Annotated in this window: 26 protein-coding genes and 1 riboswitch; of the genes, 7 read left to right on the top strand and 19 right to left on the bottom strand. The window is 70.8% G+C overall.

The window, feature by feature from the left end; translation table 11 throughout:
- Nucleotides 1–28: 28 nt before the first annotated feature.
- From purB to ACWIHT_RS30055, 9 genes are all read right to left on the bottom strand, one after another.
- A complete protein-coding gene (gene purB / locus ACWIHT_RS30095) occupies nucleotides 29–1471 on the bottom strand; it encodes an adenylosuccinate lyase (protein WP_019070970.1) in 1443 nt (480 codons plus the stop codon).
- A gap of 73 nt (nucleotides 1472–1544) precedes the next feature.
- Nucleotides 1545–1886, bottom strand: a complete 342-nt coding sequence (locus ACWIHT_RS30090; RefSeq protein WP_456171425.1) for a DUF4326 domain-containing protein — start codon at nucleotides 1884–1886, stop codon at nucleotides 1545–1547.
- Between the two features lie 6 nt (nucleotides 1887–1892).
- Complete coding sequence (locus ACWIHT_RS30085) at nucleotides 1893–2675, bottom strand: SGNH/GDSL hydrolase family protein (RefSeq protein ID WP_456171424.1); 783 nt, start codon at nucleotides 2673–2675, stop codon at nucleotides 1893–1895.
- A gap of 68 nt (nucleotides 2676–2743) precedes the next feature.
- Nucleotides 2744–3757: a hemolysin family protein gene (locus tag ACWIHT_RS30080; RefSeq protein WP_456171423.1), complete on the bottom strand. Its 1014-nt coding sequence runs from the start codon at nucleotides 3755–3757 to the stop codon at nucleotides 2744–2746.
- Nucleotides 3754–5154, bottom strand: a complete 1401-nt coding sequence (locus ACWIHT_RS30075) for a hemolysin family protein (RefSeq protein WP_456171422.1) — start codon at nucleotides 5152–5154, stop codon at nucleotides 3754–3756. Before ACWIHT_RS30075 ends, ACWIHT_RS30080 begins: the two co-directional genes overlap by 4 nt.
- A 150-nt stretch (nucleotides 5155–5304) precedes the next feature.
- Nucleotides 5305–5730 (bottom strand): GNAT family N-acetyltransferase, encoded by a 426-nt coding sequence (locus tag ACWIHT_RS30070; protein WP_456171421.1) that lies wholly within the window; start codon nucleotides 5728–5730, stop codon nucleotides 5305–5307.
- A complete protein-coding gene (locus ACWIHT_RS30065; protein ID WP_456171420.1) occupies nucleotides 5723–6634 on the bottom strand; it encodes an LLM class F420-dependent oxidoreductase in 912 nt (303 codons plus the stop codon). The genes ACWIHT_RS30070 and ACWIHT_RS30065 overlap by 8 nt, the downstream gene beginning before the upstream one ends.
- A gap of 48 nt (nucleotides 6635–6682) precedes the next feature.
- A complete protein-coding gene (locus ACWIHT_RS30060) occupies nucleotides 6683–9253 on the bottom strand; it encodes an ABC transporter permease (protein WP_456171419.1) in 2571 nt (856 codons plus the stop codon).
- A 4-nt stretch (nucleotides 9254–9257) separates the two neighbouring features.
- Nucleotides 9258–10085, bottom strand: a complete 828-nt coding sequence (locus ACWIHT_RS30055; protein WP_456171418.1) for an ABC transporter ATP-binding protein — start codon at nucleotides 10083–10085, stop codon at nucleotides 9258–9260.
- Nucleotides 10086–10294: 209 nt separating this feature from the next.
- Between ACWIHT_RS30055 and ACWIHT_RS30050 the strand changes: the two genes are divergently transcribed.
- Together ACWIHT_RS30050 and ACWIHT_RS30045 are read left to right on the top strand one after the other, a co-directional pair.
- Nucleotides 10295–10534 carry a toxin-antitoxin system HicB family antitoxin gene (locus ACWIHT_RS30050; protein WP_366094160.1) on the top strand — a complete coding sequence of 80 codons (240 nt, stop codon included), beginning with the start codon at nucleotides 10295–10297 and terminating at the stop codon, nucleotides 10532–10534.
- Between the two features lie 4 nt (nucleotides 10535–10538).
- Nucleotides 10539–10913, top strand: coding sequence for a hypothetical protein (locus ACWIHT_RS30045; RefSeq protein WP_019070960.1), 375 nt, complete (start codon nucleotides 10539–10541; stop codon nucleotides 10911–10913).
- A gap of 7 nt (nucleotides 10914–10920) precedes the next feature.
- Here ACWIHT_RS30045 and ACWIHT_RS30040 read toward each other — a convergent pair whose 3' ends face one another.
- A complete protein-coding gene (locus ACWIHT_RS30040; RefSeq protein WP_456171417.1) occupies nucleotides 10921–11616 on the bottom strand; it encodes a class I SAM-dependent methyltransferase in 696 nt (231 codons plus the stop codon).
- A gap of 95 nt (nucleotides 11617–11711) precedes the next feature.
- Nucleotides 11712–12398 (bottom strand): esterase/lipase family protein, encoded by a 687-nt coding sequence (locus ACWIHT_RS30035; protein ID WP_456171416.1) that lies wholly within the window; start codon nucleotides 12396–12398, stop codon nucleotides 11712–11714.
- A gap of 117 nt (nucleotides 12399–12515) precedes the next feature.
- On the opposite strand from ACWIHT_RS30035, the gene ACWIHT_RS30030 reads away from it, so the two are divergent.
- Nucleotides 12516–14894 carry a LuxR C-terminal-related transcriptional regulator gene (locus ACWIHT_RS30030; RefSeq protein ID WP_456171556.1) on the top strand — a complete coding sequence of 793 codons (2379 nt, stop codon included), beginning with the start codon at nucleotides 12516–12518 and terminating at the stop codon, nucleotides 14892–14894.
- Here ACWIHT_RS30030 and bioD read toward each other — a convergent pair.
- The 3 genes from bioD to bioB are packed head-to-tail and all read right to left on the bottom strand — an operon-like array spanning nucleotide 14891 to nucleotide 18105.
- Nucleotides 14891–15631 (bottom strand): dethiobiotin synthase, encoded by a 741-nt coding sequence (gene bioD, locus ACWIHT_RS30025; protein WP_456171415.1) that lies wholly within the window; start codon nucleotides 15629–15631, stop codon nucleotides 14891–14893. The two genes, ACWIHT_RS30030 and bioD, sit on opposite strands and share 4 nt — an antisense overlap.
- 1 nt (nucleotide 15632) lies before the next feature.
- Complete coding sequence (locus ACWIHT_RS30020) at nucleotides 15633–16925, bottom strand: adenosylmethionine--8-amino-7-oxononanoate transaminase (RefSeq protein WP_456171414.1); 1293 nt, start codon at nucleotides 16923–16925, stop codon at nucleotides 15633–15635.
- Nucleotides 16918–18105 (bottom strand): biotin synthase BioB, encoded by a 1188-nt coding sequence (bioB, locus tag ACWIHT_RS30015; RefSeq protein WP_456171413.1) that lies wholly within the window; start codon nucleotides 18103–18105, stop codon nucleotides 16918–16920. Before bioB ends, ACWIHT_RS30020 begins: the two co-directional genes overlap by 8 nt.
- A 147-nt stretch (nucleotides 18106–18252) precedes the next feature.
- Between bioB and ACWIHT_RS30010 the strand changes: the two genes are divergently transcribed.
- On the top strand, nucleotides 18253–19380 hold the full coding sequence (locus tag ACWIHT_RS30010; protein WP_456171412.1) for an 8-amino-7-oxononanoate synthase: 1128 nt from the start codon (nucleotides 18253–18255) through the stop codon (nucleotides 19378–19380).
- A gap of 41 nt (nucleotides 19381–19421) precedes the next feature.
- Here the strand turns inward: ACWIHT_RS30010 and ACWIHT_RS30005 are convergent, their stop codons facing one another.
- Together ACWIHT_RS30005 and ACWIHT_RS30000 are read right to left on the bottom strand one after the other, a co-directional pair.
- A complete protein-coding gene (locus ACWIHT_RS30005) occupies nucleotides 19422–19646 on the bottom strand; it encodes a DUF397 domain-containing protein (protein ID WP_019070950.1) in 225 nt (74 codons plus the stop codon).
- A gap of 9 nt (nucleotides 19647–19655) precedes the next feature.
- A complete protein-coding gene (locus ACWIHT_RS30000; RefSeq protein ID WP_456171411.1) occupies nucleotides 19656–20525 on the bottom strand; it encodes a helix-turn-helix domain-containing protein in 870 nt (289 codons plus the stop codon).
- Nucleotides 20526–20737: 212 nt separating this feature from the next.
- Between ACWIHT_RS30000 and ACWIHT_RS29995 the strand changes: the two genes are divergently transcribed.
- Entirely contained in the window at nucleotides 20738–21196 is a 459-nt protein-coding gene (locus tag ACWIHT_RS29995) for an ATP-binding protein (RefSeq protein ID WP_019070948.1), read from the top strand.
- Nucleotides 21197–21279: 83 nt separating this feature from the next.
- On the opposite strand, the gene ACWIHT_RS29990 is transcribed toward ACWIHT_RS29995, so the two are convergent.
- The 3 genes from ACWIHT_RS29990 to ACWIHT_RS29980 all read right to left on the bottom strand — a co-directional run bounded on the left by ACWIHT_RS29990 (nucleotide 21280) and on the right by ACWIHT_RS29980 (nucleotide 23228).
- Nucleotides 21280–21753 (bottom strand): C40 family peptidase, encoded by a 474-nt coding sequence (locus tag ACWIHT_RS29990; RefSeq protein WP_456171410.1) that lies wholly within the window; start codon nucleotides 21751–21753, stop codon nucleotides 21280–21282.
- Between the two features lie 3 nt (nucleotides 21754–21756).
- A riboswitch (cyclic di-AMP (ydaO/yuaA leader) is annotated at nucleotides 21757–21938 on the bottom strand.
- Between the two features lie 338 nt (nucleotides 21939–22276).
- Nucleotides 22277–22585: a hypothetical protein gene (locus tag ACWIHT_RS29985; protein WP_456171409.1), complete on the bottom strand. Its 309-nt coding sequence runs from the start codon at nucleotides 22583–22585 to the stop codon at nucleotides 22277–22279.
- Nucleotides 22586–22592: 7 nt separating this feature from the next.
- Nucleotides 22593–23228, bottom strand: a complete 636-nt coding sequence (locus ACWIHT_RS29980) for an ATP-dependent Clp protease proteolytic subunit (RefSeq protein ID WP_456171408.1) — start codon at nucleotides 23226–23228, stop codon at nucleotides 22593–22595.
- A 63-nt stretch (nucleotides 23229–23291) separates the two neighbouring features.
- Between ACWIHT_RS29980 and ACWIHT_RS29975 the strand changes: the two genes are divergently transcribed.
- On the top strand, nucleotides 23292–23588 hold the full coding sequence (locus tag ACWIHT_RS29975) for a type II toxin-antitoxin system Phd/YefM family antitoxin (protein WP_456171407.1): 297 nt from the start codon (nucleotides 23292–23294) through the stop codon (nucleotides 23586–23588).
- Between the two features lie 177 nt (nucleotides 23589–23765).
- Nucleotides 23766–24068, top strand: coding sequence for an urease subunit gamma (locus ACWIHT_RS29970; RefSeq protein WP_055535472.1), 303 nt, complete (start codon nucleotides 23766–23768; stop codon nucleotides 24066–24068).
- Nucleotides 24069–24074: the final 6 nt, after the last annotated feature.

Below are 24074 nucleotides of genomic sequence, written 5' to 3'. Positions count from 1 at the left end.
GTCGGAGGCGTCGGAGGCTTGGGAGGCGTCAGAGGATCGCCCCCGGGGTGTAGCCCGCGGCCTCCGGGTGCTGCTTGGCGATCTCCTCGACGCGGGCGACCACGGCGGCGACCTGGTCGGCGGCGGCGCCGGTGAAGGACAGCTTGTCGGCCATCAGGGCGTCCAACTGGGCGCGATCCAGCGGGATGCGCTCGTCGGCGGCGAGCTTGTCGAGCAGTTCGTTGCGCTCGGCGCCCTGCTCACGCATGGCCAGCGCGGAGGCGACCGCGTTCTCCTTGATGGCCTCGTGTGCGACCTCACGGCCGACACCCGCGCGGACGGCGGCCATCAGCACCTTGGTCGTCGCGAGGAACGGCAGATAGCGGTCCAGCTCACGCGCCACGACCGCCGGGAACGCGCCGAACTCGTCGAGTACGGTCAGGAACGTCTCCAGCAGCCCGTCGAGCGCGAAGAACGCGTCGGGGAGGGCCACCCGGCGCACCACCGAGCAGGAGACGTCGCCCTCGTTCCACTGGTCGCCCGCCAGCTCGCCGGTCATCGACGCGTAGCCGCGCAGGATGACCATCAGGCCGTTGACGCGCTCGCAGGAGCGGGTGTTCATCTTGTGCGGCATCGCGGAGGAACCGACCTGGCCCGGCTTGAAGCCCTCGGTGACCAGCTCGTGCCCGGCCATCAGCCGGATCGTCTTCGCGAGCGACGAAGGCGCCGCCGCGACCTGCACCAGCGCGGTCACGACCTCGTAGTCCAGCGACCGCGGGTACACCTGGCCGACCGAGGTGAACGCCTGCGAGAAACCGAGGTGGGAGGCGATCCGCTGCTCCAGCTCCGCGAGCTTCGCCGCGTCACCGCCGAGCAGGTCGAGCATGTCCTGCGCCGTGCCCACCGGGCCCTTGATGCCGCGCAGCGGGTAACGGCCGAGCAGCTCCTCGACCCGGCCGTACGCCACGAGCAGCTCGTCGGCCGCGGTCGCGAAACGCTTGCCCAGGGTGGTGGCCTGCGCGGCCACGTTGTGCGAGCGGCCGGCCATGACCAGCTCGCCGTACTCACCGGCCAGCTTGCCCAGACGCGCCAGAACGGCCACCGTACGGTCGCGCATCAGCTCCAGGGAGAGCCGGATCTGCAACTGCTCGACGTTCTCCGTGAGATCCCGGGAGGTCATGCCCTTATGCACCTGCTCGTGCCCGGCGAGGTCGTTGAACTCCTCGATGCGCGCCTTCACATCGTGCCGCGTGACCTTCTCGCGCTCGGCGATCGAGGCCAGGTCGACCTGGTCGAGGACGCGCTCGTAGTCCGCGATCGCCGCGTCCGGCACCTCGATCCCGAGGTCCTTCTGGGCCCGCAGCACGGCGAGCCAGAGCTGCCGCTCCAGCTTCACCTTCTGCTCGGGTGACCAGAGCGTGGCGAGCTCGGTGGAGGCGTAACGTCCGGCGAGGACGTTCGGGATGCGGGGCTTGGCGGCAGCGGAAGTCACGTGTACGGATTCTACTGGCGATTCGTGCAGGCCAGCGCCATGGCCCCGTTCGTCGGAAGCTACGAGACCTCCGTCACCGTCCCGCGTCGGCGAGGTCGGCCAGCACCTCCGCGTGACACAGCAGCGGCGCGCACCAGCACGCCAGCGTCCGTCCGCGCAGCTCCGGCACCAGGGCCAGCAGGTCGGGGCGGGCCAGCAGATACGCCCGGTACTTCGCCATCACCTCCGCGCGCGTGCCGTCCCGGCGGCGCGTGGGGGTGTCGTAGGCGAAGGGGTTGTAGAGCGGGTGGCGGGGGAGGTCCCAGCCGCCGAGGGTCCAGCGGCGGCCTACGTAGACGAGGTCTGTGGGGGCGAGTTCCAGTTGGGGGCCGTACTCGTGGATCCGGCCCCTGACGTTGATCACCCGCGTGGTCATGGGGAGTTACGCCTCCGGGCCCTCGTAGGGGAGGAGGTCCGGGCGCTTGGGGGAGAGGCCGTCGCCCGAGGAGCGGCCGGTGAGGCGGCGGCCGATCCAGGGGAGGAGGTACTGCCGGGTGAAGCGGACGTCCTCCACGCGGCGGGCGGTCCAGTTCGGGGGCGGGGTCGGCGGCATCGGGGTGCGCCACTCCGGGTCCTCCGCCTCGTGGCCGAGGGTCTGCCACACCGCCTCGGCGACGCGGCGGTGGCCCTCATCCGTGAGGTGGAGACGATCGACGTCCCACGCGCGCGGGTCGCCGAGTGAGGGGGCGCCGTACAGGTCCACGACCAGGGCGCCGTGGCGGGCGGCGACGTCGTCGACGCAGGCGAACAGTTCCTCCATGCGGGGGCGGAAGCGCTCCAGGACCGGGCCGTTGCGGCCGGGACTGCGCATCAGCACCAGGTGCTTGCAGGCGGGCGTGAGGCGCTCCACGGCCTCCTCCAGCAGCGCGCGCACCCGGCCCATGTCGCACTTGGGACGCAGGGTGTCGTTCAGGCCGCCGACCAGCGTGATCACATCGGGCTGCATGGCCGCGGCCGGGCCGACCTGCTCCTCGACGATCTGCGCGATCAGCTTGCCGCGCACGGCGAGGTTGGCGTACCGGAAGCCGGGCGTCCGGGCGGCCATCCGGCCGGCGAGGAGGTCGGCCCAGCCCCGGTAGGTGCCGTCCGGGAGCAGGTCCGACATGCCCTCGGTGAAGGAGTCGCCGATCGCGACCAGGCTGGTGTGCGTGGGATTCGTCTGCATGGCGACGAAGATGATATCCCGCCTCCATACCCGCCGGTCGGTCCCCCCTTCCCGATCGGGGCCCGGGCCTACGCCCGCTGCTCGAACAGCTCCCGCAGCACGTCCTCCATGGTCACCAGACCGGTCAGTCGCCCCTCCTCGTCGAGGACCGCCGCGAGATGCGTACGGCCCCTGCGCATCGCGGTGAGGACGTCGTCCATGGGTGTGCTCTCCCGGATGTTCGCGATGGAGCGCATGTCCTCCACCTTGAACGGCTCGTCGCGCGGCGAGGCGTCCAGCGCGTCCTTGACGTGGAGGTAGCCGATGATCCGGCGCTCGGCGTCCACCACCGGGAAGCGGGAGAAGCCGGACTCGGCCGAGAGCACCTCCAGCTCGGCCGGGGTGATGCCCGCGACCACGTAGTCGACGCGTTCGAGGGGGAGTACGACATCACGGACCGGCCTGCTGCCCAGCTCCAGGGCGTCGTTCAACCGCTCCCGGGCGCGCTCGTCGATGAGGCCCGCCTCACCGGAGTCCCGGACGATCCGGGCGAGTTCGGCGTCCGAGAAGGTCGCCGTGACCTCGTCCTTGACCTCGACGCGCAGCAGCTTGAGCAGCGTGTTGGCGAACGCGTTGATCGTGAAGATCACCGGACGCAGCGCCCGGGACAGCGTCACCAGCGGCGGCCCGAGGAGCAGCGCGCTGCGCACCGGCTCGGCGAGCGCGATGTTCTTCGGCACCATCTCGCCGAGCAGCATGTGCAGATAGGTCGCCGCGGCCAGCGCGATCACGAAGGACACCGCGTGGCCTGCGCTCTCCGGGACGCCGACCGCGTGGAACACCGGTTCCAGCAGATGCGCGATCGCCGGTTCGGCGACGATGCCGAGCACCAGCGTGCACAGCGTGATGCCGAGCTGGGCCGCGGCCAGCAGCACGGACACGTGCTCAAGACCCCACAGCACGCTCTTCGCGCGTCGGTCGCCCTGTTCGGCGTGCGGCTCGATCTGGCTGCGGCGCACCGAGATCAGCGCGAACTCGGCGCCCACGAAGAAGGCGTTGACGACCAGCGTCGCGAGCCCGATCAGCAGTTGTACGGCGGTCACAGCTCCCCCTTCGCGGAGTCGGAATTGAAACCGGAACCTGAACCTGAGCCGGAACCGGAACCTGAACCGGAATCGGAGTCAGGGCCGGATGTGGCGGGCGGCGCGTGCAGCAGCAGCCGTGCGGCCCGGCGCCCCGACGCGTCCACCACGTCGATCCGCCACCCGGTGACCGCGACGGTGTCCCCGGCCTCCGGAATCCGCCCCAGCTCGGTGGCGACCAGACCGGCCAGCGTCTCGTACGGCCCCTCGGGCGCCCGCAGTCCGACGCGGGCGAGCTGGTCCATGCGGGCGGCGCCGTCCGCCGAGTACAGCGCCCGGTCCTCGTCGTCCGTCCCGGCCGGGGCCAGGTCGGGCGTCTCGTGCGGGTCGTGCTCGTCCCGCACCTCTCCCACGACCTCCTCGACGATGTCCTCCAGGGTCGCGACCCCCGCCGTACCGCCGTACTCGTCGATGACGACGGCCATCGTGCGCTTGCCGGACAGTCGGTCCAGGAGGCGGTCGACGGTGAGGGACTCGGGGACGAGGAGGGGTTCGCGCAGCACGTCGGAGAGGGGGAAGCGGGCCCGCTGGTCCGCCGGTACCGCCAGGACGTCCTTGATGTGCACGGTGCCGACGACGTCGTCGAGGCTGCCGCGGTAGACCGGGAAGCGGGACAGCCCGGTCGCCCGGGTCGCGTTGGCCACGTCCTCGCAGGTCGCCTGGGCGTCGAGGGCGACCACCTGGACGCGGGGCGTCATCACGTTCTCCGCGGTGAGGTCGGCGAGGTTCAGGGTGCGGACGAACAGCTCGGCGGTGTCCGGCTCCAGGGCGCCCGCCTTGGCGGAGTGCCGGGCCAGCGCGGCCAGCTCCTGCGGCCCGCGCGCGGAGGCCAGCTCCTCGGCGGGCTCCAGACCGAAGGCGCGCACCACGTGGTTCGCCGTGTTGTTCAGATGGCTGATGAACGGGCGGAACGCGGCACTGAACCAGCGCTGCGCGTTGCCCACCCGTTTGGCCACGGCCAGCGGCGAGGAGATGGCCCAGTTCTTCGGCACCAGCTCGCCTACGACCATCAGGAACACCGTCGACAGCGCCGTACCGAGGACCAGCGCGACGGACTTCGACGCGGAGTGCGAGATGCCCAGCGATTCGAGCGGGCCCGCGATGAGGGCGGCGATCGACGGCTCGGAGAGCATGCCGACGACCAGGTTGGTGACGGTGATGCCGAGCTGCGCGCCGGAGAGCTGGAAGGTCAGATTCCGTACGGCCTTCAGGGCACCGGAGGCGCCCCGCTCGCCACGCTCGACCGCGCGCTCCAGCTCGCCGCGCTCGACGGTGGTCAGCGAGAACTCGGCCGCGACGAAGGCGCCGCAGAGGAGCGAGAGCAGGATCGCCACCAGCAGCAGAAGCACTTCGGTCATCGGGTCACCTCCGTCCCATGATCGGACAGGGCAGGGAGGTTCGCGCGATGTCGCGTACTGGGAGGCTCGCCCATGGGCGGACGCTCACACCTTTCGAGGAGATGCAGAAGTTCCGGGTCGTCCGCCAATGGTAAAGGATGAGCAAAGCGTTCAGGTGGTGAGGTGCTTCACCCAGCGCCGCCAGTGGTCCTCGCGTGCATACCCCGCCGCGCGCCAGGCATGCTGACCGGTCTCGTTGCGTTCCAGCACCATCGCGTCCCCGCGCCGCCCGCCCAGCGCCACGAACCGCTCCTCGGCCGCCGTCAGCAGCGCCGACCCGATGCCCTGTCGGCGCTGCTCCGGGTGCACGGCCAGCCGGTAGAGGTGACAGCGCCAGCCGTCGAACCCGGCGATCACGGATCCGACGAGCCGCCCGTCGCGCTCCGCGAGGATCAACGCCTCCGGGTCCCTCTCGATGAGCCGGGCCACGCCGTCGCGGTCGTCGCTGATGCTCGTGCCCTCGGCGGCCTCGCCCCAGAACGCCAGCACGGCGTCGATGTCGGAGAGGGCCGCGCTGCGGATATGAAGATCACTCATGGGACGAGCCAAGCAGAGGGACGGCGGGCGCGGCGAGCGGGTTTCGGCGCAGTTCCTCGACGACCGGCGCGAACGCCTCCAGGTACGGCTCCAGCACGGTGAGATAGGAGAACCCGTACCGGTCGCGCAGCGCGCGCAGCTTCGCGGTGATGTGGTCCAGGGTGCCGACCAGCATGACGGGCAGGTCGAGGACCTGCTCCAGGGTGAGGTCCGGTCGGCGCTCCAGGAGTGGGCGGAGCGCGTCTTGAGGATCGTCCGTCACCGCCACCAGCTGGATCAGCAGGTTGAGTTCGGCGGGTTCCGCCCGGTCGGCGGCGAACTCCCGGTATCGGGCGACCCGTTGACCGAACTCGGCGGAGTCGACCGGCGCCAGCCTGCCCTCCGTGTCGCCCGGCACCAGCCGCGCACCCGTGAACGCCGCGATGTCCGCGTGCTCGGCGGTCAGCCGCAGCATGCGGTCGCCGTTGCCGCCCAGGAGCAGCGGCACCCGGGTCTCCGTGGCCGCCAGCAGCCGCGCCAACTCCTCGACGGTGCGCCGGAGATGGTCCACCCGTTCCCCCGGCGAACCGAAGGGCAGCCCCGCCGTGTCGTGTTCCGCCTGGATATAGCCGGTGCCCAGGCCGAGTTCGAGGCGTCCGCCGGTCAGGTCGTGGGTCGTCGCGACCTCGCGGGCCAGCAGAGCCGGGTTCCAGAAGCCCGCGTTGAGCACGAACGTGCCCACCCGTGGCCGCTCCGTCGCGTCCGCCGCCGCGACCAGCGCGGGGAACGGCGCGACCATGCCCAGATGGTCGGGGACCAGGATCACGTCGTAGCCGAGTTCCTCGACGCGTCGGCATCTCGCGCGCCACTCGTCGGCGGGCGCGGACGTGAGCAGACTGGCCCCGAAGCGGAACGGGCGCGGCATGAACTCTCCTCAGCGGCGGGGGACTTCAGATCGACCGTCGCGATTCCATCACTCGTGCGCGATCGCCGCCAGCACGTTCATGCGGGAGGCGCGCAGCGCCGGGAGCAGGGCCGCCACGATGCCGACCACCGCCGAGCCGATCACCACCGCGACGATCGTGGTCCACGGGACCGCGAGGGCCTTCAGGCCCTGGAGCGCCAGGACTTGCTGCGCGCACACGCCCCACACCAGGCCGAGCCCGAGTCCCAGGACCGCGCCGAACACGGCGATCACCACCGACTCCAGCCGGATCATGCGCCGCAGTTGACGCCGTCCGAGCCCGATCGCGCGCAGCAGTCCGATCTCCCGGGTGCGCTCGACGACCGACAGGGCAAGGGTGTTGACCACGCCGAGCACCGCGATGACGATGGCCAGCCCGAGCAACGCGTAGACGAGATACAGCAGTACGGCGATCTGGTCGTGGACCAGCTTCTTGTAGTCGGCCTCGTCGCGGACCTGTACCTGCGGATAGGGCTTCAGCGTCGTGTCGAGCGCCTTGCGGAGCTGGTCGGCGCCGGTGCCGGAGGCAGCGTTCACGTACAGCGTGGAGTCCTGGCCGTTCGGGACGTACTTCTCGACCGTCGCGATCCCGAAGAACAGCCCGCCCTGCGTCCCGAATCCGCCCGCCGACTCCTGGTCGCTGAGGGCGCCCACCGTCAGTTGCGTGGTGCGTCCGCCCGGGAACTCGACGGGCAGCACACTGCCGAGCCGTACCCCGTGGTCCTTCGCGAAGCCGACGTCCATGGCGAGGTGGCCGGGCGCGAGCGCCGAAGTCGTGTTCCCCTGGGCGTACTTGATGTGGGCGACGTCGTCGAGCGGGGCGTCGTAACCGGCGGCCGTCGTCTCCACCCGCTTGCCGTCCGGCAGCCGGACCGCGAGGGGCGCGAACCGCGCGCGTACGACGAGACCGACCCCGTCGGTGGCGCGCACCTGGTCGGTCACCTCCTTGGAGAACGGCACGAAGCTCCCGTTCTGGATCACGAAGTCGGCGCCCAGGGTCTTGTCGATCTGCTGGTCGAAGGACTTGGACATGGACGCGCTCGCCACCGACATCCCGCCGACCAGCGCCAGCCCCACCATCAGCGCCGCCGCGGTGGCACCCGTACGGCGAGGATTGCGCAGGGCGTTGCGCTGGCTCATCCGGCCGACCGAGCCGAACAGGGCGGGGAAGGCGCCGCCCAGCACCCGGATCATCGGGCGGACCAGGAGCGGGCCCGCGATCACGGTCGCGATGAGGGTCAGTACGACCCCGAGGCCCAGGAGCGAGGAGGCCGAGGCGGTCTTCGTCGCGGCGGCGCAACCCGCGAGCGCGGCCACTCCGATCGCGCCGACGATCGAACCCACCACCGCCCGTACCCTCAACGGCCGCCCCACACCGGCGACTTCGGCGTCCGCGAGGGCCGCCATCGGCGAGACCGTCGCGGCCCGCCTGGCCGGGAGATACGCGGCGACGAAGGTGACGCCGACCCCAACGACGTACGACGCCACGGGAGTCGGCCAACTCACCACCATCTCAGTGGTCTTGAGGTTCATGCCGAACGCGGTCATGAGCTTGATCAGCCCGGCCGCGAGTCCGATACCTGCGGCCAGACCGAGCGTCGAACCGATCAGGCCGAGCAGCAGCGCCTCGGTGAGCACCGAGCGCCGTACCTGCTTGCGGTCGGCGCCGAGGGCGCGCAACAGGCCCAGTTCGCGGGTGCGCTGGGCGATCAGCATGGAGAACGTGTTGACGATCAGGAAGACCCCGACCAGGACCGCGATGCCCGCGAAGCCCAACATCACGTACTTGATGACGTCGAGGAAGCCGCCCAGGTCGGCGGCGGCCGACTTGGCCTGCTCGTCGGCGGTCTTGATGTCGTAGGAGCCGGACGAACCGATCGCGGCGGCCACCCGCTGCTTGAGCACGGCGTCGTCGACCCCCTTCGCCGCGTCCACCGAGATGCTCGTGGCACGGTCGGAGGCGCCCAGCAGTTGGGACTTCGCGGTGGCCGGGTCGAGGAAGACCAGCGCGGCACCGGGGTTGGTGGTGGTGAAGGTGGCGATGCCGACGATCTCGACCTTGAAGCTGCCGGGCTGCGCCTGCACGGTCAGTGTGTCGCCGATCTTGACGTGCTTGTTGTCGGCGGTGTCCGCGTCCAGGAGGGCCTGGCCGGCGCCCTGCGGGGCATGTCCGGAGGTCAGTTTCACCGGGCTGCGGTCGGTGAGGTACCAGTCGGTGGCGATGGTGGGCGCGCCCGTCGTCGGCCCGACCGACTTGTCCTTGCTGTCGACGACCACGATGTTCTGCACGGACACGTCGGCGTGCGTCGCGGCGACCCCGGCCACCTTCGCCACCTGCCCGGCCAGCGCGGCGGGCACGGTCTCGGTCGCGCCGGTGGGCACCGAGGACTTGAGGTCCTGCTTCGGTTCGACGGTCACATCGGCTGATGTGGACGCGAAGAGGCGGTCGAAGGTGCGGGTCACCGTGTCGGAGAAGATCAGGCTGCCCGCGACGAACGCGACGGACAGCACTACGGCCAGCGCCGAGAGCAGCAGCCTTCCCTTGTGCGCGAGGAAGCTCCGGAGGGTCGCCTTCAGCACGGGTTCAGTCCTTGTCCTCGGTGTCCCCAGCGGCTGCCGGCGGCCCGTCGAGCTGCCCCTTGGCCAGGTCGAACCGCTTCATTCGCTCCAGCACGCCCTCCGCCGTAGGCCGCTCCATCTCGTCCACGATCCGTCCGTCCGCGAGGAAGAGCACCAGATCGGAGTGGGCGGCGGCGCCCGGGTCGTGGGTGACCATGACCACGCTCTGCCCCAGGCCGTCGACCGCGTCGCGCAGGAAGCCGAGCACCTCCAGACCGGCCCGTGAGTCGAGGTTGCCGGTCGGCTCGTCCGCGAAGATCAGCTCGGGCCGGGAGGCGAGCGCCCGCGCGCAGGCCACCCGCTGCTGCTGGCCGCCGGACAGCTGGGACGGCCGGTGCTTGAGCCGGTCCCGCAGCCCGAGCGTGTCGATGACCTGGTCCAGCCACTTCTGGTCCGGCTTCTGCCCGGCGATGTCCATGGGCAGCGTGATGTTCTCGGCCGCGTTGAGGGTCGGGATGAGGTTGAACGACTGGAACATGAACCCGATCCGGTCCCGGCGCAGCCGGGTCAGCTCGCGGTCCTTCAGGCCCGTTATCTCGGTGTCGCCGAGCCACACCTGCCCGGCCGAGACGGTGTCGAGCCCCGCCAGGCAGTGCATCAGCGTGGACTTCCCGGAGCCCGAAGGACCCATGACGGCGGTGAAACGGCCGCGCGCGATGTCCACGTCCACCGCGTCCAGGGCGAGCACGGTCGTCTCGCCCGAGCCGTACGCCTTGGTCAGACCGCGGGCGCGGGCCGCTATCCGGTCGGCCGAGGCCTGACCCGGGGCGTGCTCCGGTGCAGGTGTGGACAAGACGGCCTCCTGGAGTTCCCTCGCTCGTGGACGTGCCCGACTCCGTACTCCCGGCCGAGCCTAGTGTGACGCGGCGCACACCCGATATCCCCCGTGCGACCGAGGCGGTCTCCGCCCCAGGTCGGGCCCCCGACACCGGTGTAAGGGGCACTCTCCACCCACGGGACGAGCCCTTGCCTCTGCTAGCAATTTGGCGCTAGCGTCTAGGTATGGCGAAGACCCAGCTGAACGTACGCGTGGACGAGGGCACCGCCCGCGCGGCGCGTGAGCGTGCCCTGGCCCGTGGGATGAGCGTCAACCGCTACATAGAAGAGCTGGTCAGACAGGACACCGGGGAGGTCGGCCACACCTTCGTCGAGGCCGCCGCCGACTTCATGAAGCAGTACGAGTCCGTCTTCGCCGACGAGTTCGGCGCCGACGGGGCGAGCACCCGCGAAGGTCGCCGCTGATCCCTTGAACAACCTCAGGATCGACCTCGCCTGGCTGCTGATGCTCGCCGAACACAACACACCCGGGGACCCCCAGGTCACCGACTGGGGTGCGCTCGTCGCCGCCGTCGCCCGCCACCAGGCCGACATATTCGACGTCCCCGTCTACGACAGCCCGCATGCCCGCGCCGCCGCGTTACTCCAACTCCTCATCCACGTCCCCGCGTTGGAGCGCTCCAACGCCCTCTTCGCCTCGGCCGTCGCCTACGCGTACCTCGTCGCCAGCGGCCTGAAGGTCATCACCTCGCCCGAACAGGTCCGCGATCTGGCCCGGTTGGTGAAGAGCGGCGAGGCGTCGGTCGACGACATCGCGCACGAGTTGCGCCAGTGGAGCCTGTGACGTGTGATCACCCGTCCGCGACCGGGCGCCAGGCCGTCCCCAGGACGCAGTACGACGTCGGCAGCGCGGGCCCCTTCTCCGGGATCAACACCCGCCGGTACGGCCCGAGTTCGAACCCGGCGGCACGCAGCGCGGCGACCGGGTCGCGGGCCAGATGGCAGCCTCCGTTCAGCGGCGGCCACAGCGTGCGGTCCAGGGCGCGCTGGGTGAATCCCATCGCCGGTCCGCCGCCCCGGCCGTGCTCGAAGAACCGCACGACCCCGCCGGGCCGCAGCACCCGCCGTGCCTCCGCGAGCGCCCGCGGCACATCCCGCACACTGCACAGCACCAGCGAGAGCACGACCGCGTCGAAGGCCTCGCTCTTGACGGGGAGCTTCTCCGCCGCGCCCGGCACCACGTCGACGGGCACCCCGGAGCGGAGCGCGGACTCCACGGCCAGCTGCCGCAGAGTTCGCTCGGGTTCGATCGCGACGACCTCCGAGACCGCGTTCGGATAGTGCGCGAAGTTCAGTCCGTTCCCCGCGCCGATCTCGATCACCCGCCCGGAGAGCCCGGCGAGCAGCCTCTCCCGCAGCCCGGCCAGGCCGAACCGTGACTCGGCGCGCACACTGAAACGGGCGTAGTAACGGGCGAACAGCGGGTGGTGGACGGCGTCCCGCGGCACAGTGCCGACTGTGCCGGAGCCTGCGGACCGTAGCGGCATGGCGACCTCCCGGACCGGACCGGGCCGAAACCGGTCCCTACCGGGATTGTCCCCCTTGCGGGCCGTGACCACCCCCGCTGTCGCCCTGGGGCGGGTCAGGAGATGAAGTCGTGCACCTGTTCGTAGACGCCGTGGTCGTTGTTCATGTCGGTGTGCGAGATGCACCCGACGTCGACATTGGTCGCGCCGCTCAGTTCGGCCGAGGTGTCCGGGTTGATCGCCTCGTCGCAGTCCGACCAGTAGGCCGCGTACGACACGCTGCCGGGCGTCTCGTCACCGGAGTTGAGCGCGGTGAGGAAGGAACTCCCGGTCTGCATCTCCTTGCAGGACGTGTACAGCCAGCCGCACAGCGAGGCGATGGTGGTGCCGTGGTTCACGCCGGCGACGGACACGAAGTGGTCCACGTACGACGTGCCGCTCAGGTTCTTCAGGAAGTAGCGGGCGCTGAGCGTCCCCATGGAGTGACCGACGATGTCGACCTTCGACGCCCCGGTCTGCGCGAGCACGCTCTTGACCTCGGTGGCCAGCTGCGAGGCGGTCGTGACGTTCGACTGCGTCCAGTCGTACGACCACGCGAACAGCTCGGACGAGGAGTAGCCGTCGGCCTCGAAGTCCGCGACCCAGTCGTCCCAGCCGCTCGCCGAACCGCTCAGGCCGTGCACGAAGACGATGGGATCGTGGCTCGCCGCGTGGGCGGGCGTCGAGGCCAGGGAGAGTGACAGAAGGAGCGAGGTGGTCACGGCCGACAGGGCCGTGGCGATGCGACGCTTGTGGCGCTGCATGATGCCTCCTGATACGGGTGGGGTTGTCAGGAGTGTCAGCGGGGTCTACGCGCGCCGCATCGGCGAAATCGCCGGTCTTTACGTGTGAATTAACTCGCCAGTAACGTCAGTTGTGTGGTGACACCAGTGAACCCCCCACCTCTGGACCGCACTTGGCCACCGTCGCGCACCGACGTGTGGCGAACCCCCGATCCCGCGCTCCCCGAGGGCGTCCGCATCCGACTGCTCCGCGCGGCCTACGGCGACCCCCGCGCCGCCGCCGAACTCCGCTCCCGCCTGACCCCACGCCAGGCCGCCGGACTCGACCCCCTCCCCACCGAACCGGCGTCCCTGGCACCGGAGTTGCTGAACCGCCACCGCCGGGAGATCCGCTCCCTGCCCGACGACACCCGCCTGCTCCTCCTGCTCGCCGCCGCCGACCAGTACCCCGTCCCCACCCACGCCTTCCTCCGCGCGGTCGCGGCGGGTCGGCTCGACACCCGGCCCCTCGAAGCCGCCGAGGCGGCAGGGGTCGCACAGGCGACGGCGGGCGGGGTCGTGTTCCGCGACGCGTGGACGAGGATCGCCGCGTACGAGACCGGGTCCGCGGCGGACCGACGGGACGTCCACCGGTTGCTGGCAAGGGTGTTGCGCGCGGAGGGCGAGACACCCCGGCGCTCCTGGCATCGGGGCGCGGGCGCGCTCGGCCCCAGCGTGCGGCTCACCGCGGAACTCCGCACGGCGGCGGGCAAGGCACGGGCGACGGGCGAACACGCCCTCGCCTGCGCCCTGGTGGAACGTGCCGCCGCCCTCTCCCGCGACCCCCGCGAACAGTCCCGCCTCCTCGACCGTGCCGCCGGTGACGCCTGGCAGTCCGGCGAGGGCGACCGGGCCCGAAGACTCGCCGCCGCGACGGACAGCGACGCGCTGAACGGGGTGTTCGCGCTGCGGGCCGGGAACGCGGCGGAGGCGTTCGACGCGCTGCTGATCGCGGTGGCGCGACGGGGAGTTGAGGGGGCGGTGGCTCGGCCTAATGGCGAAGTGCCTGTGGTGAGCGCCCACTTGAGCGAGACGCGCCGCACGGCGACGCCCGAAACGGCAACGCCTCCAACGACCGCGCCACTTCGAACGACCGTGACCCCACCCCACGTCACCACCCCACGCCACGTCGCCACACCACCCCACGTCACCGCCGTACCCCGAACTCCCGCCCCGGACCACGCGGTTCACCTCCTCGCCCGGGCCACCGAGGCCGCCGTCTACACCGGGGACCTGAGACGCTGCCGGGAGGCGGCCGCCGTCGCCTCCCGGCTCGGGATCGTGCCGCACGGGACGCTCGGCGGACTGGTCGCCGCCTTCGAGGGACGGTACGAGGACGCGCGGGACCTGCTGAAGGCAGCCGCCGGGCGATGCGGGCCCGGCGGCGACCCCACCCTCCTCGTCCACGCCGGGATCGCCGCCCTGATGCTCGGCGACCACACCCGCGCCACCACCGCCACCGTGCGGGCGGCGGCCTCGGCCCGGGCGTACGGCGCGACGGTGATCGTGCCGCAGGCGATGGAGTTCCGGGCGTACGCCGAGTTCTGGACCGGACACTCGCGAGCCGCCGAGACTGCCACGGCGGACGCCCTGTGGCAGGCCCACGCCACCGGCCAGGACAACGGCGCCTGCCATCTCCAAGCGGCCCTCGCCATGTTCGCGGCGCTCACCGGAGACGAGGACGTCTGCCGTGAACGGGCCGCCGCCGCCCGCTCGTTCGCCCTGGGCCGAGGCCTGGGACTGCCCGCCGCCCTCGCCCAATGGGCGCTCGCCTACCTCGACTTGAGCACAGGACGCTTCGCCGCCGCGGCGGCCAGGCTGCGCGCGCTCGCCGGATTCGGCCCGGGCCACGGCCACCGGGCGATCCGGCACCTCGCCACCCCGCACTACGTCGAGGCCGCCGCCCGCAGCGGCGACACCCGGATCGCCCGTGCCGCGCACGCCGACTACGACCGCTGGGCACGTGCCGTGCGCAGCCCCGACGACCTTGCCCTGAGCGCCCGTTGCAGGGCCCTGCTCGCCCCCGGCGCCGAAGCCGTCGACCACTACCGCACCGCCCTCGACCTGCACGCACACGGCACCCGCGACTTCGAACGGGCCCGCACCGAGCTGCTGTTCGGCGGCGCGCTGCGCCGACTGCGCCGCCGTACCGAGGCCCGCGACCGACTGCACACCTCGCTGGAGGCCTTCGAGTCCTTCGGCGCCCCGCACTGCGCCGCCCAGGCCCGGGCCGAACTCCGCGCCCTCGGCACACCGGTGGGTGCGACCGCCCTCCCCACACCTGCGGCTCGCCTGACGGCCCAACAACTGATGGTCGCCCGCATGGCAGCCGACGGCGCCACCAACCGCGAGATCGCCGTCCGGCTCGCCCTCAGCCCCCGCACCATCGACCACCATCTGCGCGGTGTCTTCAGCCGGTTGGGCATCCGGTCCCGGATCGAACTGGTACGGCTGCTGGCGGACGGGGAGGTGTCCTAGACCGTGCCGCCGTTCCAGGACGGCGGCGCCTCGCGCCCCCGGAACACCTCCGCGTCCCACACCCCGTCGAGCCGCGGCGCCAGCCAACTCGGCGCCGCGGAACGGAAGTCGGCCGGGGCGAGAGCTCCGGCCCCCTCCGGCAGCGCGCCCAGCAGTGGTGCCGACGCCACCTCCGGCAGGTCGGCAATATTGCAACGCGACGCAAGATCAGGGTTGTTGGGCCAGCTGCCGATCACCACACCCAGCAAGTCGAGCCGCCGAGAACGGAGTTCACGGGCCGTCAGTTCCGTCGTGTTCAAGGTGCCCAGGCCCGCCGAGGCCACCACCAGGACCGGAGCGGCCAGCAACCGTGCCACGTCCGCCAGCGTGCCGCCCTCCGCGTCGAACCGTACGAGCAGCCCGCCCGCGCCCTCGACCAGCACCAGGTCGTGCTCGGTGGCCAACTTCTGGGCGGCCTCAGCGACTTCCTGCGGATGGACCGGAGTCATACCGGCTCTGCGTGCCGCCGTGCCGGGGGCCAACGGCTCGGGGTAGCGGGCGAGTTCGGCCGCCGTGACGGTGCCCGCGAGCCTCGCGACCTCGTCGGCGTCCCCGCGCTCCTCCGGCCGTAGACCCGTCTGGGCGGGCTTCAGGACGGCCACCGTGCGGCCGGCCGCGAGGGCCGTCGCGGCCACCGCGGCCGTGGTGATCGTCTTGCCGACCTCCGTGCCCGTGCCCGTGATCACCAGTACCGGCATGTCATCCCTCCCGCGCCGCCGCGCACACCGCGCGGGCGATCCGTGCCAGGTCGGTGTCGTTCGTGACGTACGGCGGCATCGTGTAGACGAGGTCGCGGAACGGCCGTAGCCACACGCCCTCGCGTACGGCCGCGTCCGTGGCCGCCTTCATGTCGACGTCGTGGTCGAGTTGGACCACGCCGATGGCGCCGAGGACGCGAACGTCCCGGACGCCGGGGATGCGTGAGGCCGGGGCGAGGCCCTCGCGCAGGCCCGACTCGATGCGCTTGACCTCCGTCAACCAGTCCTGGTTCAGGAGGAGTTCGATCGACGCGCAGGCCACGGCCGCCGCCAGCGGGTTGCCCATGAAGGTCGGGCCGTGGGCCAGGACCGGCACCTCGCCCAGCGAGATGCCCTCGGCCACGCGAGACGTGCACAGGCTCGCCGCCATCGTCATATAGCCGCCGGTCAGCGCCTTGCCCACGCACATCACGTCCGGCGTCACCGCCGCGTGCTCCGCCGCGAACAGCGCGCCCGTACGACCGAAACCCGTCGCGATCTCGTCGAACACCAGCAGCACGTCGTGCGCGTCGCACGCCTCGCGCAGCACCCGCAGATACGCGGGGGAGTGGAACCGCATCCCACCCGCGCCCTGCACCACGGGCTCGACGATCACCGCGGCCAGTTCGTGCGCGTGCCGCTCGATCGCGGCGCGCAGTTCGTCGGCGTACGACTCCTCGTACGCGGCCGGGGGCGCGTCCACGAAGACCTGCCGGGGCAGCACCCCCGCCCACAACTCGTGCATCCCGCCCTCGGGGTCGCACACCGACATCGGCTGCCAGGTGTCGCCGTGGTAGCCGCCGCGCCAGGTCAGCAGGCGCTGTTTCGTGGGGCGGCCGAGCGAGCGCCAGTACTGGAGGCACATCTTCACCGCGACCTCGACCGACACCGAGCCCGAGTCGGCCAGGAAGACGTGTTCGAGGCCGTCAGGGGACATGTCGACAAGGAGCTTCGCCAGGCGTACGGCGGGCTCGTGCGTGAGCCCGCCGAACATCACGTGACTCATCCGGCCGAGCTGTTCGCGCGCGGCCTCGTTGAGCACGGGGTGGTTGTAGCCGTGGATCGCCGACCACCAGGACGACATCCCGTCGACCAACTCGCCCCCGCCGCCCGCCAGTCGGAGGCGGACCCCGCTCGCCGACTCCACGACGAGCGGTTCGACCCGGCCGGGCATCGGACCGTACGGATGCCAGACGTGCCGCCGGTCCAGTTCCAGCAACTCCGAGACGGGCAGAGGGCCGTTCAGGTCAGGCATTGGGCGCGAGATCCGTTCCGGCACCTCGACGACGGACGGAGACCAGGTCCCGGCGGACCTCGTCCACCTGGGGTGCGGGCGTGGCAGTGGGAGCCGAGCCGCAGACGCCGGCGCCCTCGTGCGAGTCGCAGCCCCCGCAGGCTTCCTCATGAGACCCGCAGACGCCGCCTGCCGTCACCCGGTGCCCCGGCAGCGTCACCTCGCCCGCGCCCTCCACCTCGAAGCCCGCGTCCGCGATCATCTCCAGGTCGGCCTGGCCGGCCTGGCCCTCGGACGTCAGGTAGTCGCCGAGGAAGATCGAGTTGGCGAGGTTCAGGGCGAGGGGCTGCATCGTGCGCAGGTGGACCTCACGGCCGCCCGCGATGCGCACCTCGACGTCCGGGCAGACGAACCGCACCATCGCGAGGATGCGCAGACACCGCTGCGGGGTCAGGTGCCACTCGGCCGCGAGCGGGGTGCCCTCCATCGGGATCAGGAAGTTCACCGGCACCGAGTCCGGGTCGAGGTCCCGGAGCGAGAAGACGACGTCGACCAGGTCCTCGTCGGTCTCGCCCATGCCGGCGATCAGGCCGGAGCAGGCGGACAGGCCCGCCGCGTGCGCCTTCTGCACGGTGTCGACGCGGTCGGCGTACGTGTGGGTGGTCGTGATGTCGCCGTACGTCGACTCGGAGGTGTTGAGGTTGTGGTTGTAGGCGTCCGCGCCCGCCTCGCGCAGCCGGTCGGCCTGGCCGTCGGAGAGCAGGCCGAGGCACGCGCACACCTCGACGCCCTCGTTCTGGTCCTTGATCGCCTTGATGGTGCCGGCGACCCGGTCCACGTCCCGGTCGGTCGGGCCCCGGCCGGAGGCCACCAGGCAGACCCGCTTGGCGCCACCCGCCACACCGGCCGCCGCGGCCTTCGAGGCATCGTCGGGTTTCAGCCACGTGTACTTCAGGATGTCGGCCTTGGAGCCGAGCCGCTGCGAGCAGTACGAGCAGTCCTCGGGGCACAGGCCGGACTTCAGGTTGACGAGGTAGTTGAGCTTCACCCGTCGGCCGAACCAGTGCCGGCGCACCTTTCCGGCCGCGGCCACGACGTCCAGCAGGTCGTCGTCGGAGGTGGCGAGGACGGCGAGTGCTTCGGCGCGGGTCGGCAGCTCGCGCCGAAGCCCCTTGTCCACGAGTGTGTTCAGCAGGTCCATGAGTCCCGATCCTGTCCTACGGCACCGCCCGCGGCCAAGGAGAGATCGGACAAGACATGCGGTCGGCGGTGTGGGTATCACCACACCATGGGCGGCCGGTCGTCCGATTACTGTCTGTGCACTGCCTACAAAAGCCCCGGAGGAACCATGGCGTTCGGCTGGATCGACGACCAGGCGGAGCAGCGCCGCCGCGCCGGGCTCGTACGGACCCTGCGCCCGCGCCCCGCCGACTCGCCGCTCCTCGATCTCGCGAGCAACGACTACCTGGGGCTCGCCCACCATCCCGAGGTCGTCGAGGGGGCCGCGGCGGCGGCACGGACCTGGGGCGGCGGATCCACCGGGTCGCGGCTCGTCACCGGTACGACCGAGCTGCACGCCCAACTGGAGCGCGAACTGGCCGAGTTCACCGGGTTCGAGGCCGCCCTCGTCTTCTCCTCCGGCTACACGGCCAACCTCGCCGCGGTCACCACGCTCGCGCCGCACGGCTCGCTGATCGTCTCCGACGCGGGCAACCACGCCTCGCTCATCGACGGCTGCCGGCTGGCCCGGGGCGCCACCCAGGTCGTAGGACACGCCGATCCGGACGGGGTGCGGAAGGCGCTGCGGACGCACGACGGGCCGGCCGTGGTCGTGTCCGACTCGGTGTTCTCCGTCGATGGCGATGCGGCTCCGGTGGAGGCGCTCGCCGCGGCGAGCCGGGAGTTCGGGGCGGGGCTGCTGCTCGACGACGCGCACGGGCTCGGGGTGCTGGGCGAGGGCGGGCGCGGGGCGCCGTACGCGGCGGGGCTCGCGGGGGCCGAGGACGTGGTCGTGACGGTCACGCTGTCCAAGTCGCTCGGGAGTCAGGGCGGGGCCGTGCTCGGTCCGGCCCGGGTGATCGACCATCTGGTCAACGCGGCACGGACGTTCATCTTCGACACGGGGCTGGCGCCCGCCGCCGCGGGTGCCGCGCTGGCGGCGCTCACCCTGCTGCGGCGCGAGCCCGAGCGGGCTGCCCGGGCCCGTGCCGTGGCGAGTGAGCTGCACACACGGTTCACCGCCGCGGGTCTGGAAGCGGTACGTCCGGACGCCGCGGTGGTGTCGGTGCGGGCACCGTCCCCGGAGGCGGCCGTGCAGTGGGCGGCCGACTGCCGTACGGCAGGGCTGGCCGTGGGCTGCTTCCGTCCTCCTTCCGTGCCCGACGGCATCTCACGGCTCAGGCTGACCGCCCGAGCGGACCTCTCCGGGGCCGAGATCGAACGCGCTGTACGTGTGATCGGCGAGACGCGACCATGAGTCGGCGTGACACGGTCGTGCGTCGCTGACGGGGGAACCGATCAGTGGAAGGCGCCGAGGAATCCCGTCCAGCTCTCGGGGGAGAAGAGCAGAGCGGGTCCCTGCGGGTCCTTGGAGTCGCGTACGGCGAGCAGCCCCGCGCGGGGGCCGGAGTGCGGACGGGCCGCCTCGACGCAGTTGTTGGCTCCCGTGCTGTAGCTGCTGCGCAGCCACCGCACTCCGGACAGATCGGTACTGGAAGGTACGTTCCGAGGCAGTGCAGACATGGTGCCTCCTTACGAGCCGTTACCTATCCCGGCGATGTAGTCCAACGAGTCCTCGGGTGAAAGGGCGTGGAACTGAAGGGTGTTGAAGGCCTCGCCGTAGGCCTCTAGGTCTTCTTTCCGTTCGAGGTAGAGGCTACTCGTCAAGTGGTCTAGAACAACCACGTCCAGATCAGAAGTGCTCGGAAAGGAGAAGATAACGAAAGGCCCGGTGATACCGATGTGTGCTCCTGCGGCGAACGGCAAGACCTGAAGCCGGACTTGGGGCAGATGCGCCGCCTCGATGAGCCGCTCCAGCTGCCGTGCCATCACACCCGGCCCGCCGACCTCCCGGCGTACCACCGCCTCGTCGAGGACCACGCTCAGTTCCAGCGGCGGATCCGCCCGCAGGATGTCCTGCCGGGCCAGCCTGACCTGCACCAGCGCGTCGAGCCGCTCCGGCCCGTCGTTGTCGAGGCCTCCCACGGCGGCCCGGGTCACCGCGCGGGCGTACTCGGGTGTCTGGAGCAGACCGGGGACCACCGAGGTCTCCAGGGTGCGGATCGTACTGGCCTGTGACTCCAGGCTGATGAAGTCCCGGTAGGCGGGCGGCAGTACACCGCGATAGGCGTGCCACCAGTGATGTCGGCCGCCCCCGTCGTCGGAGCCCGCCAACACGAGCAGCATGTCCCGGAGTTGTGCGTCGCCGACCTGATAGGCGTCGAGGAGTAACCGGACGTCGGGCGGTTTCACGCCACTCGCGCCGGTCTCGATGCGGCTCACCTTCGACTGGTGCCAGCCGACCAGCCGGGCCGCCTCACCGCTGGTGAGCCCCGCGTCCGCACGCAACGCGCGGAGTTCGGCGCCCAGTTTCCGGCGGCGCACCGCGGGACCGTACTGCATGGGTTTCTCCTTACTCCTTCCGAGCCGCCCAAATAGAGTCTGGGTTCGCAGAGTTCACCGCTTTGAGCGACAGATATATGCATATCTTGGTGGATCGGCACCGTTGGCGACGCGGTAATGGCAGTCTGGCGAAGAAGCACCAGTCCGGGACCGTACTCGAACCATCCGCTCCGTGTCGGACACCGGTCCCGCGGGAAAGGGACGACCGCGCCATGGCAGACCATCTGGAAGCATCCGTCACTCTGCCGAGCGATCCCGCCTCGGTCTCCACCGCCCGCTCCTACGTGGTCGGGACCCTCGTGGAATGGGGACTGCCGGCGGACACGGAGGTCGCCGACACCATCCGCCTCATCGTCTCCGAACTCGCCACCAACGCCGTACAGCACACCTTCGGACAGTCACCCACCTTCACGGTGGACATCGAGCTGGAGCGTGACGAACAGCTGCGCATCGGAGTTACCGACAGCCATCCCCGCTTCCCGAAACGCCTGCCGGCCGCCGTCCAGCAGGACAACGGCCGGGGCATGGTCATCATCCGCTGGCTGACCGCGGAGTGCGGCGGCAAACTCCGGGTCCGGCCCACCCTGGAGGGCGGCAAGACGGTCTCCATCGAGGTGCCCTGGACGGTACCGGCCCGCCCGGTGACCGCGGCGGGCCAACAGGAGCCGTAGCGCGGCGTGTTGAACGCCTCCGGTACACCCGAGGGGTGGCGGTCCGTCAGGAGACCGCCACCCCTCGGGGTATTCAGCACGGGTCAGCTGACCCGGCCGTACCAGACGCTCTTGGTCCAGATCTTCTGCAACCGCACCACGTCCCCGGTCTTCGGGGCGTGCCAGATCTTTCCGCCGCCGGCGTAGATGCCGACGTGGTAGACGCTGGAGCCCGAGTGGAAGAAGACGAGATCCCCGGCCTTGCGGCTGCCTGCCGAGATGTGGTGGGTCTTGTTGTACTGCTGGGCCGCCGTACGGGGCAGCTTCTTGCCTGCCTTCTTGTACGAGTACAGCGTGAGCCCGGAGCAGTCGAAGCGGCCCGGTCCGGTGGCCCCGTACCTGTACGGGGAGCCCTTCTTGGACGCCGCGACCTGGAGTGCCTTCGTCGCGGGTGTCGCTGCCGCGGCGTCGGACGCGACACCGGGGATCACGACGGAACCGCCTACGGCGGCGATGGCGAAGGCCGAAGCCGTACCGGCCCGGACCATCAGCGACGGGACACGATTGAGCGCAGTCATGCGCAACCCTTCGTCAGCCGCCTGTGAAGGATGACCTGTCGGATTCGGGCTGACAAAGTTGCCCGGCCGCACACTCGCGGCTTCACCCCAAGGGCTGCTCGACCCGGTCATGGCGTGACCGTCCCGGCGACCCGTCGTGCTTGGGTCCTCCACTCCTACCGATGCAATCCTGTCGACCTGTCATCCCGGCGGCGGTAGGACTCGGCGTCCGCCCGGATCGCCCCGCCGCTGCGGCGGGGTCTTGTCGTCAGACAGGGATCTTCACCTATGAATGTCCGAAAAGCCCAACGGAATCGGGGATTTGTGGGGTTACTCACCACTCACCCGTTCGGCTGAACGCGTCGGTGTTCGACGGCGTGTCGAGGGCGCGTGACCCCCGGACCAGCGCCGGAACACCTCACCCGCCCCTCGGGCTACGCGTGTTGCGCAACCCGGACGGCCGCATGGACGGAGCGGCGACTACACCGATCGGGGGTACGTCGTTCGGCCCGTTTCGACCCCGGCCGTCAGGGCTCCGGGTCCGTCAACTGTCGGAGGGTGCGGGGATCGTGACGCGAGCCGTGCGGCGCTCCCCGTCCAGCACGCGCAGCGCCCGCGCGAGCGTGGGGGCGTGCAGTTCGGCCTCGCCCCGCTGGTGCATCAGCGCCAGCGCGTCCCGCAACTCGGTGGCCTTGGCCACCAGTGCCTGGGCGGCCCTCAGTCCACGGTACGTGTCCCCGTGGTGCGCCGGGTTGATACGGCCCAGCAGGTCGGCCACATCCAGATAACGGTCGATCAACTCGCCCTCGGCACGCGTCAGTGCGGGCAACGGCGGCAGCTCCGGCGGCAGCATCGCGGGCTCACTCCCCGCCGTACTCGGTGAGCGAGGTCTTGCGGGTCGACACGATCCGGTCCACCAGGCCGTATTCCAGGGCCTGGTGGGCATCCATGATCCGGTCCCGCTCGATGTCCGCGCTCACCTGCTCCGCCGTCCGGCCCGTGTGCAGGGCGAGCAGTCCCTCCAGTTGGGCCCGGGTGCGCGCCAACTCCTCGGCCTGGATGGCGAGATCACTCGCCTGACCCTGGACCGGCTCGGTCAGCGAGGGCTGGCGGAGCACCATCCGCGCGCCCGGCAGTGCCGACCGCTTGCCCGGTGTGCCCGCAGCCAGCAGCACCGCCGCGCTGGTGCCGGCCTGGCCGAGGCAGATCGTCTCCACGTCGCAGGTGACGAACCGCAGCGTGTCGTAGATCGCCGACATCGCGGTGAACGAGCCGCCGGGCGAGTTGATGTACAGCGAGATGTCCCGATCCGGCGCCAGGTACTCCAGGTGCATGAACTGGGCCATCACATCGTTCGCCGAGATGTCGTCGATCGGCGTCCCGAGGAAGACGATCCGCTCCTCCAGCAGCTTCGAGTACGGATCGAGGGTCCGGTACCCGGAGCTGGTGCGCTCGGTGAATTCGGGCAGGACATGGCGGGCGAACGGTCGGGTCATGGGTGCCCCTCCTTCGGTATCTGTAAGAAATGTACAGGACGTACATCACGTTATGATGGGGGTATGGCCTACGAGATTCCGGTGACGCAAGCCAGGGCTGAGCTCGCCGACCTGATCAACCGGGTGGTGTACGGCGGTGAGCGCGTCGTCGTGACACGGCACGGCAAGCCCCTTGTCGCGCTGGTCTCCGCCGCCGACCTGGAGCGACTCGACGAACTCGACCGGCTGGACAAGCTCGACGCGAACGCCGACGAACCGGTGATCAGCTCCGTCTCGCGCGTCCACGAGGTCGCGTCCGCTCCCCGCGAACACCAGCGGTTCGGCATTGCGGCCGAGCACCGGGGGGCGAACCCCTCTTAGGTGACCGGTTCAGAGGCGGCTCTACGGGCGTAGATGTGATTGTCCTGATCACAGCTCGGTTAACTTGCTTGAAACCCGGTCCAACTAGCCTGCCGATCCACGCCACCAGGGACTTTGACCGGGGGCTGCGGCAGCCGGACCCCGCACGGTCCGGAGCGAGGACTGTGAGGTGGGAGCGTGCAACTGACCCCGCACGAGCAAGAGAGGCTGCTCATCCATGTGGCGGCCGACGTGGCCGAGAAGCGCCGGGCCCGTGGACTGAGGCTCAACCACCCCGAGGCGGTCGCCCTCATCACGTCGCACATCCTCGAAGGCGCCCGTGACGGCCGTACCGTCGCCGAGCTGATGTCCTCCGGGCGCAAGCTGCTCACCAGGGAAGACGTCATGGAGGGCATCCCCGAGATGATCCACGACGTACAGGTCGAGGCGACCTTCCCGGACGGCACCAAGCTCGTCACCGTCCACGACCCGATCGTGTAGGAGGCC

This window comes from Streptomyces sp. NPDC002276, from assembly GCF_053891435.1.
This window is presented reverse-complemented; position numbering and strand designations above follow the sequence as displayed.

Excerpts from the sequence above, each read along its gene's own strand:
- ACWIHT_RS30005 (WP_019070950.1), bottom strand. The coding sequence starts at position 19,646 with ATGTCTGCACTGCCTCGGAACGTACCTTCCAGTACCGATCTGTCCGGA.
- ACWIHT_RS30070 (WP_456171421.1), bottom strand. The coding sequence starts at position 5,730 with ATGAGTGATCTTCATATCCGCAGCGCGGCCCTCTCCGACATCGACGCC.
- ACWIHT_RS29990 (WP_456171410.1), bottom strand. The coding sequence starts at position 21,753 with ATGACTGCGCTCAATCGTGTCCCGTCGCTGATGGTCCGGGCCGGTACG.
- ACWIHT_RS30085 (WP_456171424.1), bottom strand. The coding sequence starts at position 2,675 with ATGCAGACGAATCCCACGCACACCAGCCTGGTCGCGATCGGCGACTCC.
- bioB (WP_456171413.1), bottom strand. The coding sequence starts at position 18,105 with ATGGACCTGCTGAACACACTCGTGGACAAGGGGCTTCGGCGCGAGCTG.
- ACWIHT_RS30010 (WP_456171412.1), top strand. The coding sequence starts at position 18,253 with ATGGCGTTCGGCTGGATCGACGACCAGGCGGAGCAGCGCCGCCGCGCC.
- bioD (WP_456171415.1), bottom strand. The coding sequence starts at position 15,631 with ATGCCGGTACTGGTGATCACGGGCACGGGCACGGAGGTCGGCAAGACG.
- ACWIHT_RS30050 (WP_366094160.1), top strand. The coding sequence starts at position 10,295 with ATGGCGAAGACCCAGCTGAACGTACGCGTGGACGAGGGCACCGCCCGC.
- ACWIHT_RS29975 (WP_456171407.1), top strand. The coding sequence starts at position 23,292 with ATGGCCTACGAGATTCCGGTGACGCAAGCCAGGGCTGAGCTCGCCGAC.
- ACWIHT_RS30075 (WP_456171422.1), bottom strand. The coding sequence starts at position 5,154 with ATGACCGAAGTGCTTCTGCTGCTGGTGGCGATCCTGCTCTCGCTCCTC.
- ACWIHT_RS30040 (WP_456171417.1), bottom strand. The coding sequence starts at position 11,616 with ATGCCGCTACGGTCCGCAGGCTCCGGCACAGTCGGCACTGTGCCGCGG.
- ACWIHT_RS29980 (WP_456171408.1), bottom strand. The coding sequence starts at position 23,228 with ATGACCCGACCGTTCGCCCGCCATGTCCTGCCCGAATTCACCGAGCGC.
- ACWIHT_RS30090 (WP_456171425.1), bottom strand. The coding sequence starts at position 1,886 with ATGACCACGCGGGTGATCAACGTCAGGGGCCGGATCCACGAGTACGGC.
- ACWIHT_RS29985 (WP_456171409.1), bottom strand. The coding sequence starts at position 22,585 with ATGCTGCCGCCGGAGCTGCCGCCGTTGCCCGCACTGACGCGTGCCGAG.
- ACWIHT_RS30035 (WP_456171416.1), bottom strand. The coding sequence starts at position 12,398 with ATGCAGCGCCACAAGCGTCGCATCGCCACGGCCCTGTCGGCCGTGACC.
- ACWIHT_RS30000 (WP_456171411.1), bottom strand. The coding sequence starts at position 20,525 with ATGCAGTACGGTCCCGCGGTGCGCCGCCGGAAACTGGGCGCCGAACTC.
- ACWIHT_RS30065 (WP_456171420.1), bottom strand. The coding sequence starts at position 6,634 with ATGCCGCGCCCGTTCCGCTTCGGGGCCAGTCTGCTCACGTCCGCGCCC.
- ACWIHT_RS29995 (WP_019070948.1), top strand. The coding sequence starts at position 20,738 with ATGGCAGACCATCTGGAAGCATCCGTCACTCTGCCGAGCGATCCCGCC.
- ACWIHT_RS30020 (WP_456171414.1), bottom strand. The coding sequence starts at position 16,925 with ATGCCTGACCTGAACGGCCCTCTGCCCGTCTCGGAGTTGCTGGAACTG.